Below are 16,738 nucleotides of genomic sequence, written 5' to 3' on the forward strand. Positions count from 1 at the left end.
AAACAACTAAAATAGACAAGATGAAATCATTAAAAAACATTGCAAAATACGCCTTCGGGATCTTGCTTTTAATGCCGCTTTTTCTAATGCATTCCTGTAGCGAGGAAGATGATAATTTTACTGATGTGGTACCTGACTTTTCTCAGGCTATAATTAGATCGTTTGAAGTGGATGGCAAATTTGCACAAATAAACCATACTTCTGCAACCGTAGCTATGACGTTATCTGCGGGAGCAGATCTTTCATCGGTTACCGTAGATCTTACGGTTCCGGAAGGAACAACTGTAACTCCTGCATCTGGATCTACTATAGATTTTACCAGTGGTCCGGTTATTTTTCAAACCAAGGCTTCTAATGGTGCAAGCCGGGAGTACACCGCAATGGTAGGAGCATTCGGTAATCCCAAGTTTTTAAGTTTTGCAATAGGTGATAATGCAGGGCAAATAGATGAGGCGAATAATACGATAAATGTGGAAATTGGAAGTCAGGATGGGAACATCGCAGATCTTGCACCTAATTTTGTAATTGCAGACGGAACAAGCGTGGATGTTGCCTCCGGAGTTTCGAGAAACTTCACCAACCCTGTTACCTACACTATCCTTTCAAACGATGGTTTTAGCGCCAGGGAATATACGGTAGTGGTAAATCAAATTAAAGCACCAAGGATCACTTCTTTTATGATTGGAGAAGCTTCCGGAGTAATAGATAATGAGGAAAATACAATCTTTGTCTCACTTGCGGCAGGAACAAATGTTTCAGCGCTTAGCCCACTAATTGAAGTTCCGGAAGGACAAACTCTTTCTCCTGCTTCCGAAGAAGAAGTGGATTTTACAGATCCTGTGGAATACTCTGTAACCAATTCTGAATCTCTTACTAAAACCTATACGGTTACTGTTGAAGCTCAGGATGTAGAGCCTAAATACTATGCTTTTTTGGGTGAGCAGGCAGATATCGCTTCTTTGGTTGACGATGATGCCAAAGCAGCCGCTACCTGGATGAAAAACACCTATGGAGAAGATTTCAGATATATTCAGTTTAGCGGAATTACACCGCAATCTATGGCTGAAATAAAAGTAGCGATGATCTATTATTTAACACCCGCGGAAGATTTGGGTTACAGCGCTACACCAGACAATGCTCTAACGTTATTACCTCCGGGATTGAGACCCGGTGGAACAAGAGCTCAGGTTTTAAAGAACTGGGTAAAAGCAGGTGGTGATATGCTTATCGCGGGAGATGCAAATCCACTAATATTTTCTATCGACCGTGTTCCGGCAAACTTTTCTGCTCCCAGAGAGCCAGGTAATTATGTATATTCAGAATTTGGCTGTGCAGGATCGGCCGGTTGTGTGGATATGGGTAAACCAGCAGATGATATCTGGGGGCTTGGAATGCGTGCATCCAATAACTCTCAGGATAGACAGGCACATCCTATTTTTGATGGATTGAATTTTGTGAATGGTGAGTATCTGGCACTTCAGAATTCCGCAACCCGCGAGGTTCGTTTGATCTGGTGGCAACACTTTGACGGTATATTAAACCCAAGCTGTTGTGGTCAGGATGCGGCATTAACTTTTGAGCAAACGCTTTCAGCAACCAAGTTTGGTACCCTTGCTGCTATTGGAGATGCTTTTGGCTATGGCGCAGTTCTTTGGAATAGAACAGATATGGCCAATAATGAGATTTTTGACGATCAAATTGCTACAGACTTTAAAGGATCTGTTTTCAGTATCCAAAATACAATTGTGGGATACGAATGGGATTCAAACGGGACAACCAATGATTACCAGTCTAATATTGAAACCTTCACCAGGAATATTCTGGATTATTTATACAACCTGGAAGACTAAAACTGAAACTCATGAGACATAAATTTAATTTTTATATGATCTGTTTTCTCTCATTTACCGTTTTTACGGCATGCGACAAGAGAGAGAATTACGATGAAGGTTTGGAACCGGTGCTTAATGTGATCACTTCCTTACAGGGAAATGGTACAAAAGCAACGATAAATGATTTGCAGGGAACCATTAATCTGGTGCTGCCTCCAAGAACAGATATTACCACTGTAGAACTGAATATCGAGGCCCCGCAGGGTGTGGAGATTAATCCGTCCAGCGGAACGACTTTAGATCTTTCAGAAAGAGAGATGATCACTGTTAAGTTTGGTAGTTCTACGAGAAATTATCAGCTTATCACTAAGGTATTACCAAGTAAAATTGGTTTTCTTGGTGAAGCTGAAACTTATGAAGAATTATTGGCAACTGCAGACGATGATATAGTCGCGGCTGCTCAATGGGTGCAGGAAACCTACTCAGAAGATTTTGAATATCTGAATGCTGCTGAGGTAAGCTTTGAAGATCTGCAAAGTGTAAATGTCGTTGTGTTCTATTACGATCAGGTTGGAACTTCTCAATTACCTTCGGTTTTCACTGAAGGAAGGAACAAATCTGCATTTATAGAATATATGGTTGAAGGTGGAAAAATGGTTTTAGGCGGAATGGCAACCAGTTTTGCGGCGACTATTGGCAGGGATCAAAGCGGGCTGCAAACCATTAAAGGAAATGGGGAAGGTTTTAGTTCCCCGGATACATGGGCTGTGGACGGAGGAGTGAATTTTGTCACCTCCAAGCTTGGGCACCCTATCTACACATTTAACCAAGGATTAATTGAATTTGATGAGAATGGGTATATTCCTGTAATTGATGCCGGTTTCAGGGAAGATCATAATAACCTTTGGGACGCTTCTTCATTATTGACACCGGGAAACCAACCAGGACAATTTGGAGAGTTCGAAAGACTTTACAATGGAGTTGTCCTGGGTGTATGGAGTGGAGTAGCAGACGAATGCTGCCCGGGAATCATCGAGTTTAAACCAAATCCACCCTATAACGGAACTATGATCGCTATTGGAATAGGCGGTATTGAATGGAATATGAACGATGGCCGTACAAACGAATATCGGAGTAATGTTGAGGGCATCTATAAAAATGCTATCGATTATCTAAGTACACTTTAGAATTAACCATAAACTGGCTGGGAAAGTTCACCTTTTCAGCCGGTTTTTTTAAATTAACGAATATGTTTAAAAATCTCTTCCTTTTCAGTCTAATTTGCCTCTTCACATCGGGCTTAAAATCCCAGGAAAAACCCCGTGTAATAAGTTTTGATGGAGTAGAATGGTGGGAAGGTTTTAAAAAAGAAAATCAGGCAGAACTGTATAATTCTCCATATTCGTTAACAGAAACGGCACCTCGGTATTTATGGAACGAAACTGGTGTTGAAAACGGCAGTTTGCTGTTTGATGGGTATTCAACCTATTTGGAAATCCAAAACGTTGCTTTAAATAAAGATTTTGCCATTAGCTTCTGGATAGCGCCAAGAGCATTTGATAGCGCTATCGATTCAAAAATATCATCTATTCTTGATTTTTACAATCCAACAGATTCAACAGCTTTTCGCATTGGATTGCTTCAGCATGGAAAGCTTGCGGTAGAATTTGATAATAATATGAACCTCGAGAGATTTACGAATGAAAACTCTTATGTAAATAAAAATCATTGGAACTATGTAAGTTTAATTAAGAAGGGTAATCAGGTTAAAGTTGAAATCAATAACAAAGCGGTTATTGAAGATTCTTTGGGGATCGATTTTTCAGAATTCTTTCAGAAGAAAAAACATTTGATGATCGGCCGAAATTCAAAAGCCAGCGGATTCGGGGACAAGTTTAAATTCAATATGATAAGCGGATTGATTGACGAAATTATCGTTAAAAATGAGCCATCTCTTGATGAAATTGATCAAAATAAGTTAACCCAACTTCAGAATCAGGATCTTTCAGGAGCTTTACGGCTGGACTTTTCAAAATATGAAAACGAGCGGTTTAAACCCGCTTATCACGCCACTGCTCCGGCACACTGGATGAATGAACCACATGCCCCGTTGTATTACAATGGAAAATACCATTTATTTTACCAGCATAATCCTTTTGGCCCTTATTGGGGGCAAATACATTGGGGGCATTGGGTAAGCGATGACATGGTGAACTGGGAGCATACGGAAATTGCGCTTGCCCCTGAAAAAGGGAATATGGCTCCCGATGGGATTTGGTCTGGTTCCGCATTCGTAGGTCCGGAGAATATTCCTTTGTTATTTTATACTGCCGGAAACCTTTCAAAAGAACAAAATCAATACACGTCCATTGCCATTCCAAAAGATACCACAGATGTGAACCTTCAGGAATGGAAAAAAACAGAGATTATTGTCGATAAGCCTTCGGAATATAAAGAGAATGAATTCCGCGATCCTTTCGTTTTTCAGGTTGATGGAACCTACTATATGATCGTAGGTTCCGGAATTGAAGGGAAAGGTGGAACGGCACCTATATTTGAATCTCAAGATGCTCTCAGTTGGAAGTACCTAAATCCATTTTACATTGCAGACATTGAGAAGTATCCTTTTTTAGGCGGTGTTTGGGAATTACCTGTTTTGCTTCCGCTTAGAGAAAAAAATGGTACTCCAACTGATAAATTTGTATTTATGGTGCTTCCCCTGCGTAACGAAGCAGATGTAGAAGTCTTCTACTGGATTGGGGAATTTGATACTGATCAAAAAAAGTTTGTTCCGGACAATCCTGAACCGAAACTAATGGACTATGGCGATTTTGGGTTTACCGGCCCGAGTGGGTTTATAGATCCAAAAACCAATAGGTCTATTGTCTTTTCCATCGCTCAGGGAAAATATGGAAATATAGATACTTATGATATGGGCTGGGCACATAATGCGGGATTACCAATTGAATTATGGTTGAGTCCCAATAATGAACTTAGGTTTGGCCCAATAAAAGAACTTGAAAAATTAAGGGAACCCGAACTTATATCCTGTACTAATTGTAATGCTAAAACCATAAACCAGCAATTAGAAGAGATTAAAGGTGAACAACTTGAAATCCTTATGGAATTTGAAGCTTCGGACCTAGAACAGGGAATTGAAGTGAGGCGTACTGATGATGGTTCATTAAAAGGAATGATCTATTATGATCCTGAAATTGAATCCGTTGTCTTTGATAAAAAACAGGAAAATCCGGAAAGGGATTTCAAGGCTTTACAGGCTCCGCTAAAAAATGCTTCAAAGGTAAAACTTCATATTTTTCTTGACAGATCGATGGTTGAAATTTACATTAACGATGAGGTATCAATTACAGACAGAATCTATTTTATAGATGATGATGCCACAGGCCTCAAACTAATAGGTCCGGAAAATATGAATTTAAAAAACTTTAATGTCTGGAGGTTGAAAGGAATTGATTGGAAATATGCCGAATAGAATAACCCAAAAATAATTTACATAGATGCCAAAAAATGTTGTTTGTTTTGGAGAAGTTTTGTGGGATAACCTTCCGTCTGGAAAAAAGATTGGAGGGGCTCCGTTGAATGTAGCACTAAGGTTGAACTCCTTTGGTAACCAAACTTCTATGATTAGCCGGGTAGGAAACGATATTGATGGTAAAAATATATTGGATTTTGTTCTTGGTAGTGGAATACAAGGTATTATCCAGATAGATAAGAATCTAGAGACGGGTATAGTAGATGTGGAAATCAATGAAGAGGGAAATGCCAACTACCATATAAAGCAGCCCTGTGCATGGGATAATATTAAGTATGAAAAGGAACTGGTAGAAGTTGTAAAAGATACCGACGCTTTTATTTTTGGCAGTTTGGCGTGTAGAAGTGAGGAATCTGCTTCTACTCTTTTTCGCCTCCTAGATCACGCAACTTTTAAGGTCTTAGATGTTAATCTTCGAAAGCCTCATTATTCTATAAAAACACTTTTAAAACTTATGGAGAAAGCTGATTTGATAAAGTTAAATGAAGAAGAACTTAATGAAATTTGTGAAGGGATAGATACAACGGCAAAAACTATTGTTGATAAATTGAAAATTATTTCAGAAAAAACTTCTACCAGCCATATTTGTGTAACAAGAGGGGCACAGGGAGTGGTACTTTATTATCACGGTGAATATTATCATAATTCTGGATTCAGTATTAAAGTAAGAGATACGGTTGGTGCAGGAGATTCTTTTTTAGCAGCATATGTTTCTGAAGTATTAAAAAATACGAGGCCTGCAATGGCCATGGATTTTGCCTGTGCTGTTGGTTCACTAGTAGCATCTAAAGAAGGCGCCAATTCTCAAATTTTAGCAACAGAGATTAAAAAATTGATGTGGATGGATGAGTTTGTAATCTCCAGGGGCTGATGTAGAGTTTCGCAATTAGCATTAGTCTTTTAAAGATCATTTCATAAATACTTTAGGTACGGATGTAATTAGAAAAGCCGAAATAAAGAATCCGATCCATATCTAGTATTCATTTACCCTTTTCAGTTAAATAAAGCCAAAAAATTTGTTTGTGTAGTAAAAAGAAGAAATTGTATATTTGGCATCCCTTGATGAAAACCTGGGTTTTCATCGAGATTGTTCTTAAAAAAAAATGGATCCGAATAGCATCATTTGCATTTAAACGTTACCCTTTGAGTGTATATTTTCCAGAGGCTGTTAAAGTGCGTTAAAAGGTGCAAAATTCGGTGAGTTCAAAATTTAGGCCTCTGAAGAAGCCTATAAATAAAGGGTTTGTGTGGTTGGTTCGAGTCTCGTCCAGACCGCAAATTGCAAAATGAGCTGGAATAAATTATAGCTCATTTTGCCATATAATGAAGTTGTGTTGTGTCCCAACGTGTTGGGATGTGTGGTTGAGATACTGTGGAAGCAGTATTCGCCAATGAGAAGCTTTTTTCCATTTGATTGGAAAGAGGCTTTTTTGTTTTTGGAAGCTTTTTGAGAATTTTTCAATTCCCCGCAACTTTTGAGATTGCCCCCTTTTTCAATTCCTCCACAATTTTATGAATGATCTCTTTTATGACTTTGGTCATAAAAAAAGTATGGTTTTACGGGTAATTTTATATCCAAATTTAAACAAAACCTTATTTATGAAAAGTCATATTAAAATTTTCACACTACTTGCAGGTGTCTTTTTAATGATTTCCTGTGGAGATTCAGAAAAAAAAGAAAAAGAAGAAGTTAAAACTGGAGATTACAGCCAGGAAGCTCCTAAAAAAGAAGCTGCTGCAACCAGTTCTAAAGACATGGTAGATATGTCCAACAAAGGCATAGGTCCGATAAAATCGGTAACCTTAAATGCTGAAATAGACCAAGCCCTCGCTGTAAAAGGAGAAACAGTTTTTAAGAATATGTGTACTGCCTGTCACAAAACCAATAAGAAATTCATTGGGCCGGCATTAGTTGGAATAACTGAACGTCGCTCACCTGAATGGATTATGAATATGATCCTGAATCCCGAAGAAATGATAGCCAAAGATCCTATTGCTAAACAATTACTATTGGAATCCAATATGGCAGTAATGGCAAATCAAAACCTGACCGAGGAAGAGGCCAGATCAATTTTAGAATATTTCAGGACACTTAAAGAAGAAATATAGAACATGACAATCATCATATTTTAACTAAAATTATCACGGTAATTTCACACCATCTAACCAAAAATGTATAATATGAAAACAAAATCTGTTTTATTTGCTTTCCTTATAATGGCAGGTACAATGCTGTTTGTAGGATGTAAGGAAAAATCCTCAGAGGATGTTCCGGAAACTTCTACGGAAACCGGAACAACCGTCGAGACTTCTTCCAATCGCGGACAGGCTTTTATAGAGGATGAAAATTCTGAACCCAACGCCTTACGCACAGCAATCAATTCTCCAGATCATACTACACTTGTGGCTGCGGTTCAGGCTGCCGGAGTTGAAAATGCTCTGGTAAACGTTGGCCCCCTTTCAGTTTTTGCCCCAACCAATGCTGCATTTGCCAAGTTACCTGCAGGAACTGTAGATGACCTCTTAAAACCTGAAAACAAGGAAAAACTTGCTTATATCCTTAAAAACCATGTGGCACCAAGCAATTACCCTATTGAAACCCTAAAAAAGAATGTAGAAAAAGGGCGTACTCTCTATATGGCATCAGGTGAATCTGTAGAAGTAACTCAGCAAGGTGAGGACATTTACGTGGGAGGAATCAAAATAGTTGGCTCTGTAAAAGTGAGCAATGGATGGGTTCATATTATAGAAGACGTTATTTTACCAAAAAACACTAATTAACTAACACATTCACTCTAATGAAAAAAATCAATTCAATTTTATCTCTCCTTGTCCTAGTGGTTATAATGATAGGCTGTGGTGGGGATGGGGACCGGAAAAAGTCCGGTGCAATGGCAACCAATGCTGCAGAGCGGGTATATGTAGCCCCGGGAGAGCATGACGAATTCTACGGATTTTTCTCCGGAGGTTTTAGCGGACAAATGTCTGTATACGGTTTACCCTCCGGCCGTCTTTTAAAAGTAATGCCTGTATTCTCTCAAGATGCAGAAAAAGGATATGGTTATAATGAAGGTACCAAGCCAATGCTTAACACCTCTTATGGATTCATTCCCTGGGGAGACCTTCACCACGTAGATATCTCACAAACTAATGGAGAACTGGATGGTCGTTGGGTTTTCACCCACGAGAACAACACTCCGCGTGTAGCCCGAATAGATCTTAATACGTTTGAAACAGGCGAGATCCTTGAGATTCCAAACAGTGCCGGAAACCACAGTTTTGCAATCACAGAGAACACAGAGTACTTAATTGCAGGTACCCGCTTTGCCATCCCCTCTCCGCAAAGAGATATGTCTATTGAAGATATGAAAGGGAATTTCAAAGGCCCGCTAACGTTTGTGAAAATAGATCAGGAAACAGGTGGAATGGAGCTCGCATTCCAGGTGATCATGCCGGGATTCAATTTTGACCTTGCTCACCCCGGAAGAAGTGCTTCCCACGGCTGGATGTTTGCAACTACCTATAATTCTGAAGAAGCAAATACGCTTCTGGAAGTAAATGCTTCTCAAAACGATAAGGATTTTATTGTTGCACTTAACTGGAAAAAAATTGAAGAATACGTCAAGAATGGTGGCGGAACCATGATGGATGCAGAATATGCCCATAATGTTTACAACCATAATTCCAGCACTGCCACCTCCACTATGAAAAAAGGGGTTAAAACAGTAGATCCCAAAGATATTCCCGGTGCTGTATTTTTTATGCCAATCCCAAAATCTCCTCACGGCTGTGATGTAGATCCAACAGGGGAGTATATTGTAGGTAGCGGTAAACTTGCTGCGGAACTTACAGTATTTTCATTCTCAAAAATGATCAAAGCCATTGAGGACAAAAATTATGACGGGGATGCCTACGGAATTCCAATCCTAAAATATGAAGATATTCTGGGTGGTATTGTAAAACAACCGGGCTTAGGACCACTTCATACAGAATTTGACGGGAAAGGAAATGCTTATACCACATTCTTCATCTCATCTGAAGTTGTAAAATGGAGCCTAAAAGATTACCAGGTAATTGACAGGAAACCTACTTATTACTCTGTAGGACACTTAATGATCCCAGGTGGTAACTCAAGAAAACCTTTTGGGAAATACCTAGTGGCAATGAACAAAATAACCAAGGACAGATATTTACCTACCGGCCCGGAAATGAATCATTCTGCTCAATTATATGACATCTCAGGTGATAAAATGGAACTGCTGCTGGATTTCCCAACGATTGGGGAGCCCCATTATGCCGCCGGTATTCCTGCCGATCTTATAAAACAAAATTCCAAAAAGATCTACCGTCTTGATGAAAACGAGCATGAACATGCAGTTCGGAATGAATCTGAAACCCGTGTAGAACGTAAAGGAAATGAAGTTCACGTTTATATGACAATGATAAGAAGTCACTTCGCACCAGATAATATTGAAGGAATTAAAGTTGGTGATAAGGTGTATTTCCACGTAACCAACCTTGAGCAGGATTTTGATGTACCACATGGATTTGCAATGATAGGAGCTAACACTGCCGAGCTTCTTATTATGCCGGGTGCAACAAAAACAATGCTTTGGGAACCAAAACGCATAGGTGTATATCCTCTTTATTGTACAGACTTCTGCTCTGCACTTCACCAGGAGATGCAAGGATATGTAAGAGTTTCGCCAGCCGGCTCAAATCCAGAGCTTAAATGGTCACTTGATGGCGACTAGAAACAGTTTTAATTAGTTGAAAACTTTTACTGGTAAGGCGGGTGAATAATAGTATTTACCCGCTTTTTTATAAAACACCTACCCAAATGAAAACATCAGGAATAATTATGATACTGGGATCAGCACTTTTGCTTGGTCTGTTTTATTTTCCATTGTGGAACATCACCCTTGGCGCACCTCAATATCCTGAACCCCTGGGAATGGATATCTATATATCAGGAATCCAGGGAGAAGAGGAGTTTGACATTCAAAATATAGATGGTGTAAACCATTATATAGGAATGAAAAAAATACCAAAACCAGAGGAAATGTGGGAGTTTAATGTATTTCCGCTGGTAATTGGAGGGATGGCTGGCCTGGGAATACTTCTTGGATTTTTAGGATTTTTTAGAAAAATAAGTCCAAACTGGTTTCTTGGATGGTTTGTTTTAATGTTGGTTCTGGGCGTTCTGGGTATGTATGATTTTAATGTTTGGCTTACAGACTACGGGACAGACCTTGATCCAAAAGCCATACTTAAACTCACAGATGAAGCCGGAAATCCTATAAGTTATAAACCCCCACTCTTTGGCACCCAACAAATTCTGAACTTTACCGCACATTCCTACCCAAGATTGGGCGCCTGGTTAATGTTTGCCGGAATGTTCCTAACTTTAGTGGCCTGGTGGATCGGGAAAAGATCCCTGAAAACTCAAAATATTTGAAAAATGAAAAAATATGCTTATTTGTTAGTCACGATGTTGATGATTTCCTGCAGTAACGAGCCGGAACCAATTGTATATGGAACTGATAGCTGCTCCTATTGTAAAATGACAATTGTGAGTAAAGCACATTCCGCCCAAATGGTCACCAAAAAAGGCAAACAAATAAAATACGATGCCATCGAATGTATGGTCAAGGATAATCTTCAAAATTATGAAGAGTCAGAAATCACCATAATGCTGGTAGCAGATTTTCAGGAACCGGGATCAATGCTGCCGGCTCAGGATGCAAACTTCGTAATTGATGAGAAAATAACAAGCCCCATGGGGGCAAATCTGGCAGCAATTAAAAAAGGTAGCAACCAGGAAGATTTTTCTGAAGTGCATACCTGGAATGAACTTAAAAATAATTTCCTCAAAGAGGATCCCCAAAACCTGAGATGAAATATTTTATAAGTATTATATTTTTATTGAACCTCCTTCCTACCCTGGCCGGAGAAATAAGGGTGTGCTCCCCCTGTGAGGTTAAAACCGTGAAACAGGCAATAGAAATTGCCCAATCTGGTGACACCATTATTATTGAAAAGGGGGTCTATGAGGAATTTAATATCAATATCATTAATAAAACCCTCCATATCAAAGGTGTCGATTACCCCGTAATAGATGCTGGAATGAACGGTACTGCCTTTGGCATAAAAGCGAATGGGGTTACAATAGAAGGCCTTAAGATCATAAACATTGGCAGAAGTTACACCAAAGATTTTGCGGCCATTCTCCTTAACGGGAGTGAGAATTTTACGATAAAGAACAACATCCTTGAAAATGTTTTCTTCGGTTTCCTGATCGAAAAATCAGTCAAAGGTGTTATTGAAGGTAATCGTATTAAAAGTGAAGGCGGTGAGGAAGCAAACTCCGGCAACGGAATTCACCTTTGGAGCTCTTCTGAAATAATCGTGAGGAACAACCATGTGCAGGGAATGCGGGATGGGATCTATATTGAATTCGGAAAGAACTGTGAGATTCTAAACAACCTTAGTGAAAAAAATATACGTTATGGCCTGCATTTTATGTTTTCTGACAGGAACAGCTATATTGGAAACACCTTTGAAGATAACGGTGCCGGGGTTGCCGTAATGTTTTCCAAATTTATAGAAATGAAAAAAAACCTGTTCAGGAAGAGCTGGGGATCTGCTTCCTATGGATTACTGCTCAAGGAAATTTCAGATGCCACCTTGGAACATAACATCTTTGAAGACAACACCATCGCTGTAAATGCCGATGGTACCACAAGGGTGCTATTCATAGAAAACGACTTTAAGAATAACGGCTATGCCATTAAGGTGCACGGCGGTGCTTATAGCACCAGTTTTACGCGTAATAATTTTCTCTATAATTCATTTGATGTTGCTTATTCCGGCAGGTTGAATGACAATTCCTTCACCGGCAATTACTGGAGTGATTATACAGGATATGACCTTAATAAAGATAAAATAGGCGATGTGCCATTCCGGCCGGTTAAACTATTTTCATACCTGGTAAATAAAACCCCCGAAGCAATTGTATTACTTAGGAGCATCTTTATAGACCTGGTAGATTTTTCAGAAAAAGTTTCGCCCATCTTTACCCCGGCCGAATTAATTGACCATGAACCTCAAATGAATAGAATCAAATGGTAAGTATTAAAAACCTGCATAAAAAATTCGGTGCCCTGGTGGTGCTTAACGGACTTGACCTTGAAATAAATCAAAAAGGTATCATTGCTATATTGGGGCCAAACGGTTCAGGAAAAACAACCCTTATAAAAAGTTTATTGGGTATGGTGGTGCCTGCCAAAGGTGATATTGAAATTGCGGGAGAAAAAGTTAAAGATCATTGGAATTATAGAAAAGATATTGATTATTTGCCTCAAATTGCTCATTTTCCGGGCAATCTCAAGGTGAATGAGCTTATTAGGATGATCAAAGACCTTAGAGGAAAAGATGCCCGGGATAAGGAACTTATAGAATTCTTTAAACTGGAACCTTTTCTTGATAAAAAGCTTAACAATCTTTCTGGAGGATCAAAACAAAAGGTAAACCTGGTTTTGTGTTTTATGTTTGACAGTCCGCTCATAATCCTTGATGAACCCACTTCGGGTCTTGACCCGGTTTCGCTTCTTCGATTGCGGGACCTCATTCAGCAGGAAAAAGCAAAAGGAAAGACCATTCTTATTACCTCTCATATCATGAGTTTTGTAGAAGAAGTGGCAGACAGGATCGTGTTCCTGCTGGAAGGAAAAATCTATTTTAACGGCACCGTTTCAGAACTTAAAACCTCAACCGGACAACCCGATTTTGAACATGCTATTGCCAATATCTTAACCGAAAACAATGCTTAAAATTTTAAAATATAGTTTTTTCGATCTTTCACGTAGTTTATGGAGCTACGTTTATTTCCTTTTCTATTTGTTACTGGGAATTATCCTGTTATTCCTTAATAATGACCTTTCAAATGCGGTTATAACCTTAATGAACGTGATCATTATCCTGGTTCCACTTATTGGGACAATTTTTGGGGTGATGTATTATTATGATTCGCGTGAATTCACCGAGCTCTTGCTCGCGCAACCCATAAAACGAAGAACCATTTTTATAGGTCAATATCTTGGAGTGGCTATTTCCCTGGCCCTAAGCCTAATCCTGGGACTTGGAATTCCCTTTGTGGCGTACGGTTTATTTGAGTCGGCAGCCATTTGGAATTTCTTTTCACTATTGGTGTCGGGAGTATTTTTAACGTTCATCTTCACCGCCCTGGCCTTTAATATTGCTTTGTCCCACGAAAACAAAATCAAAGGTTTTGGACTGGCGATCTTGCTTTGGCTTTTTCTGGCAGTAGTATATGACGGCATATTTTTACTCATCCTGGTATATTTCCAGGACTATCCGCTGGATAAATTTGCCTTAATTGCTAGTGTCCTCAATCCTATTGACCTGTCGCGTATCCTGGTATTATTGAAGTTGGATATTTCGGCCCTACTTGGATATACCGGCGCCGTATTTAAACTATTCTTTGGCACCTCACAAGGGGTAATTATTTCCTTTGGTGTCCTTGCCCTGTGGGTTGTGCTACCGGTTTACAGGATCATAAGGGTTTCAGCAAAAAAGGATTTTTAAGGCATTAAATAACTGTCGATATGAGAACGCAATCAGAAACCATTGAAAAAATAAATGAGCTTCGAATTAATAAAAATGCGGTAATTCTTGCCCATTATTACCAGGAGGAAGCCATACAGGACATTGCAGATTTTGTTGGCGACAGCCTGGAGCTGGCCAAAAAGGCCGCTGAAACTTCAGCAGATATCATAGTTTTTTCGGGGGTATATTTTATGGCTGAAACCGCCAAAATTTTAAATGCCAAAAAAAAAGTGCTGGTACCGGACCTTAACGCGGGATGCTCCCTGGCCGACGGATGCCCTGCACCAGAATTTTCTGAATTCCTCAAAAAATATCCCAATCATAAAGTTGTTACCTATATCAACACAAGTGCAGAAGTAAAAGCCCTGAGCGATTATGTTTGCACTTCTTCGAATGCCGAGAAGGTTATAAATTCAATTCCAAAGGACCATCCTATTATTTTTGCGCCAGATAAGAACCTGGGGGCATACCTTAACAAGATAACAGGGCGCAATATGTTATTATGGGACGGTTCCTGTATTGTCCATGAAGCTTTTTCCATTGATAAACTTATAGGGCTCCACCTGGAATATCCTAAGGCAAAGATCGTTGCCCATCCCGAGTCTGAAGATCCAATTCTGCGGTTGGCTCATTGCATAGGTTCTACTTCCCAAATGCTTCAATACATTCTAAAAAGTGATGACGAGACGTTTATAGTTGCAACCGAGGCAGGCATCCTGCATCAGTTAAAAAAACAGGTGCCCAATAAAAACCTTATTCCGGTTCCTTCCAGGGAGGATAATTCCTGTGCCTGCAGCGAGTGTGCATTTATGAAGATGAATACCCTGGAGAAGCTTTATCGCTGTTTAAGAGATGAAACACCAGAGGTTACTATAGATGAAATGTTGCGGGTTAAGGCCATAAAACCTATAGAACAAATGCTGGCTTTAAAATAAATCAAATGGCTTATACAGATGTACTCGTTTTAGGGTCCGGTATTGCAGGCTTGTCCTTTGCACTCAAAGTAGCGCAAAAACGACCCGACCTGAGTATTTGTATACTTACCAAGGCCAATAAGAATGAAACCAATACCAAATATGCGCAGGGCGGGATCGCTGCGGTCATGAATACCCTCACAGATACTTTTGATGCACATATATCAGACACCCTGAAATCGGGGAAAGGATTTTGTGATACCGGCGTAGTAGAAATGGTTGTGAACAAAGCTCCCCGGCGACTATTGGAAATGATTGAATGGGGCGCATCATTTGATAAAACACCCAACGGGGATTGGGATCTGGGCCTGGAAGGAGGCCATTCCCAATCCCGAATCCTTCACCATAAGGACAAGACAGGTTATGAAATAGAGCGGGCTTTGCTAAAAAAGCTGGAAGCCTATAAGAATATCTATTTTTTTACACATCATTTTGCTATAGATCTCCTGGTACAAAACGAAAGCTGTGTTGGAGTAAAATATTACAATAAAAAATTGGGGATGATTGAAAATCTTTATTCAGGGACAATCTATCTGGCAACCGGCGGGAGCGGACAAATTTTTGAAACCACTACCAACCCTGTGATCGCTACAGGAGATGGCGTGGCAATGGCACACCGTGCGGGTGCAGAGGTTAAAGACCTGCATTTTATCCAGTTTCATCCTACTGCCTTGTTCCTGAAAAAGGAAAATCCCGCATTTCTTATTTCTGAAGCAGTTCGCGGTGCGGGAGCAAAATTGGTCAATAAAGCAGGAGCACGTTTTGTTTTTGACTATCATCCTGCGGGAGAACTTGCAACCCGCGATGTAGTTTCTAATGCAATTTTTTCAGAATTACAAAAGAGTGGCGAAACCTGTGTTTACCTAGATTGCACCCATTTGGAAACCGAAGCCTTCATCGCTCATTTTCCCACTATAAAAGAAAGATGCCGGCAGGCAGGTATAGATGTTTTCAGTGACCTGATTCCGGTCACTCCCGCAGCTCATTATCAATGTGGAGGCATTGCCGTAAACCGGAATGCCCAAACCAGCTTAAAGAACCTTTATGCCAATGGGGAATGTGCTCATACCGGCCTGCACGGGGCCAACCGGCTTGCTTCCAATTCTCTCCTTGAAGCGCTGGTATTTGCTCATGAAGCAGCAAAAGAAGTAATAAATGAAAAGGAAATTGGAGAGCAAAAAATTTCACTTCACCCGGCTTCGGAAAGTTCTATGATCCCCGACACCCTCCCGGGAGATCTTGCTGAATATGTGAAACTGAAAGGCCGGCTTCAATCTCTTATGCAACACTATTATCTTGGCAAACAAGGTGGCACTAACAGGCAGGTAGAATTGAAAAATAAGATCACAACATTAGCTGAAGAAATAGAAATACTATATCAAATTAAAGATTTTCATATTTCTCTTTGTGAACTGCGCAACCTTGCCACTATATCCCTGTTGATCATTAAAGATGCTCCTTCCAGTTAAAAATTTGTCCTTTGCCCTCTTCTGGGGTCAGGTTTCTGGTTTTTTTCCCATAATCCAGGATATCAAATAACCTATATTTTATTAAATTTTCACTGCAAGTTCTGCGTATTTTTCAAGGATATTATACTTTAATTCTGTATTTTATAAGAAGATCTTCCCCAATGATCTAATTGACTAATCCTGTAATCTTCACGTGTATGAAAAAAAGAGTAATTGCTTTAATAGATTCCACACATTATTCAGAAAATTTATGAAACTTGCCACTTCTCTTGCCTATAATAA

The 16,738-nt window shown here is 39.7% G+C and carries 14 protein-coding genes; all 14 read left to right on the top strand.

Features of this window, described 5'->3' with window-relative positions:
• Positions 1-20 precede the first annotated feature (20 nt).
• The 14 genes from GILLI_RS17770 to nadB all read left to right on the top strand — a co-directional run bounded on the left by GILLI_RS17770 (position 21) and on the right by nadB (position 16,456).
• Positions 21-1,850, top strand: a complete 1,830-nt coding sequence (locus GILLI_RS17770) for a hypothetical protein (RefSeq protein WP_006989507.1) — start codon at positions 21-23, stop codon at positions 1,848-1,850.
• Positions 1,851-1,861: 11 nt separating this feature from the next.
• Complete coding sequence (locus GILLI_RS12645; RefSeq protein ID WP_156798673.1) at positions 1,862-3,019, top strand: DUF4960 domain-containing protein; 1,158 nt, start codon at positions 1,862-1,864, stop codon at positions 3,017-3,019.
• 62 nt (positions 3,020-3,081) lie between these two features.
• Positions 3,082-5,325 carry a glycoside hydrolase family 32 protein gene (locus tag GILLI_RS12650; protein WP_006989509.1) on the top strand — a complete coding sequence of 748 codons (2,244 nt, stop codon included), beginning with the start codon at positions 3,082-3,084 and terminating at the stop codon, positions 5,323-5,325.
• 25 nt (positions 5,326-5,350) lie between these two features.
• Complete coding sequence (locus GILLI_RS12655; protein WP_006989510.1) at positions 5,351-6,256, top strand: carbohydrate kinase family protein; 906 nt, start codon at positions 5,351-5,353, stop codon at positions 6,254-6,256.
• Positions 6,257-6,984: 728 nt separating this feature from the next.
• A complete protein-coding gene (locus GILLI_RS12660; protein WP_040507037.1) occupies positions 6,985-7,494 on the top strand; it encodes a c-type cytochrome in 510 nt (169 codons plus the stop codon).
• Between the two features lie 72 nt (positions 7,495-7,566).
• Positions 7,567-8,166 (top strand): fasciclin domain-containing protein, encoded by a 600-nt coding sequence (locus tag GILLI_RS12665; protein ID WP_006989512.1) that lies wholly within the window; start codon positions 7,567-7,569, stop codon positions 8,164-8,166.
• Between the two features lie 17 nt (positions 8,167-8,183).
• Positions 8,184-10,139, top strand: a complete 1,956-nt coding sequence (nosZ, locus tag GILLI_RS12670; RefSeq protein ID WP_006989513.1) for a Sec-dependent nitrous-oxide reductase — start codon at positions 8,184-8,186, stop codon at positions 10,137-10,139.
• A gap of 86 nt (positions 10,140-10,225) precedes the next feature.
• On the top strand, positions 10,226-10,843 hold the full coding sequence (locus GILLI_RS12675) for a hypothetical protein (RefSeq protein ID WP_006989514.1): 618 nt from the start codon (positions 10,226-10,228) through the stop codon (positions 10,841-10,843).
• Positions 10,844-10,846: 3 nt separating this feature from the next.
• Positions 10,847-11,284, top strand: a complete 438-nt coding sequence (locus tag GILLI_RS12680; protein ID WP_006989515.1) for a nitrous oxide reductase accessory protein NosL — start codon at positions 10,847-10,849, stop codon at positions 11,282-11,284.
• Positions 11,281-12,516, top strand: coding sequence for a nitrous oxide reductase family maturation protein NosD (locus GILLI_RS12685; RefSeq protein WP_006989516.1), 1,236 nt, complete (start codon positions 11,281-11,283; stop codon positions 12,514-12,516). The genes GILLI_RS12680 and GILLI_RS12685 overlap by 4 nt, the downstream gene beginning before the upstream one ends.
• Positions 12,510-13,217, top strand: coding sequence for an ABC transporter ATP-binding protein (locus GILLI_RS12690; RefSeq protein WP_006989517.1), 708 nt, complete (start codon positions 12,510-12,512; stop codon positions 13,215-13,217). Before GILLI_RS12685 ends, GILLI_RS12690 begins: the two co-directional genes overlap by 7 nt.
• Entirely contained in the window at positions 13,210-13,992 is a 783-nt protein-coding gene (locus GILLI_RS12695) for an ABC-2 transporter permease (protein WP_006989518.1), read from the top strand. Before GILLI_RS12690 ends, GILLI_RS12695 begins: the two co-directional genes overlap by 8 nt.
• 20 nt (positions 13,993-14,012) lie before the next feature.
• The gene (gene nadA, locus GILLI_RS12700; protein ID WP_006989519.1) at positions 14,013-14,948 is read left to right on the top strand and encodes a quinolinate synthase NadA; all 936 of its coding nucleotides are present in this window, start codon (positions 14,013-14,015) and stop codon (positions 14,946-14,948) included.
• Between the two features lie 5 nt (positions 14,949-14,953).
• A complete protein-coding gene (gene nadB / locus GILLI_RS12705) occupies positions 14,954-16,456 on the top strand; it encodes an L-aspartate oxidase (RefSeq protein ID WP_006989520.1) in 1,503 nt (500 codons plus the stop codon).
• The last annotated feature ends 282 nt before the right edge of the window (positions 16,457-16,738 follow it).

Origin of the sequence: Gillisia limnaea DSM 15749 (assembly GCF_000243235.1) — a bacterium.
Taxonomy (GTDB): Bacteria; Bacteroidota; Bacteroidia; order Flavobacteriales; family Flavobacteriaceae; genus Gillisia; species Gillisia limnaea.

Bases quoted from the DNA above. Each gene is read 5' to 3' on its own strand.
- GILLI_RS12650 (WP_006989509.1), top strand. From the start codon at position 3,082: ATGTTTAAAAATCTCTTCCTTTTCAGTCTAATTTGCCTCTTCACATCG.
- nosZ (WP_006989513.1), top strand. From the start codon at position 8,184: ATGAAAAAAATCAATTCAATTTTATCTCTCCTTGTCCTAGTGGTTATA.
- GILLI_RS12655 (WP_006989510.1), top strand. From the start codon at position 5,351: ATGCCAAAAAATGTTGTTTGTTTTGGAGAAGTTTTGTGGGATAACCTT.
- GILLI_RS12680 (WP_006989515.1), top strand. From the start codon at position 10,847: ATGAAAAAATATGCTTATTTGTTAGTCACGATGTTGATGATTTCCTGC.
- GILLI_RS12665 (WP_006989512.1), top strand. From the start codon at position 7,567: ATGAAAACAAAATCTGTTTTATTTGCTTTCCTTATAATGGCAGGTACA.
- nadA (WP_006989519.1), top strand. From the start codon at position 14,013: ATGAGAACGCAATCAGAAACCATTGAAAAAATAAATGAGCTTCGAATT.
- nadB (WP_006989520.1), top strand. From the start codon at position 14,954: ATGGCTTATACAGATGTACTCGTTTTAGGGTCCGGTATTGCAGGCTTG.
- GILLI_RS12690 (WP_006989517.1), top strand. From the start codon at position 12,510: ATGGTAAGTATTAAAAACCTGCATAAAAAATTCGGTGCCCTGGTGGTG.
- GILLI_RS12685 (WP_006989516.1), top strand. From the start codon at position 11,281: ATGAAATATTTTATAAGTATTATATTTTTATTGAACCTCCTTCCTACC.
- GILLI_RS12695 (WP_006989518.1), top strand. From the start codon at position 13,210: ATGCTTAAAATTTTAAAATATAGTTTTTTCGATCTTTCACGTAGTTTA.
- GILLI_RS12645 (WP_156798673.1), top strand. From the start codon at position 1,862: ATGAGACATAAATTTAATTTTTATATGATCTGTTTTCTCTCATTTACC.
- GILLI_RS17770 (WP_006989507.1), top strand. From the start codon at position 21: ATGAAATCATTAAAAAACATTGCAAAATACGCCTTCGGGATCTTGCTT.
- GILLI_RS12675 (WP_006989514.1), top strand. From the start codon at position 10,226: ATGAAAACATCAGGAATAATTATGATACTGGGATCAGCACTTTTGCTT.
- GILLI_RS12660 (WP_040507037.1), top strand. From the start codon at position 6,985: ATGAAAAGTCATATTAAAATTTTCACACTACTTGCAGGTGTCTTTTTA.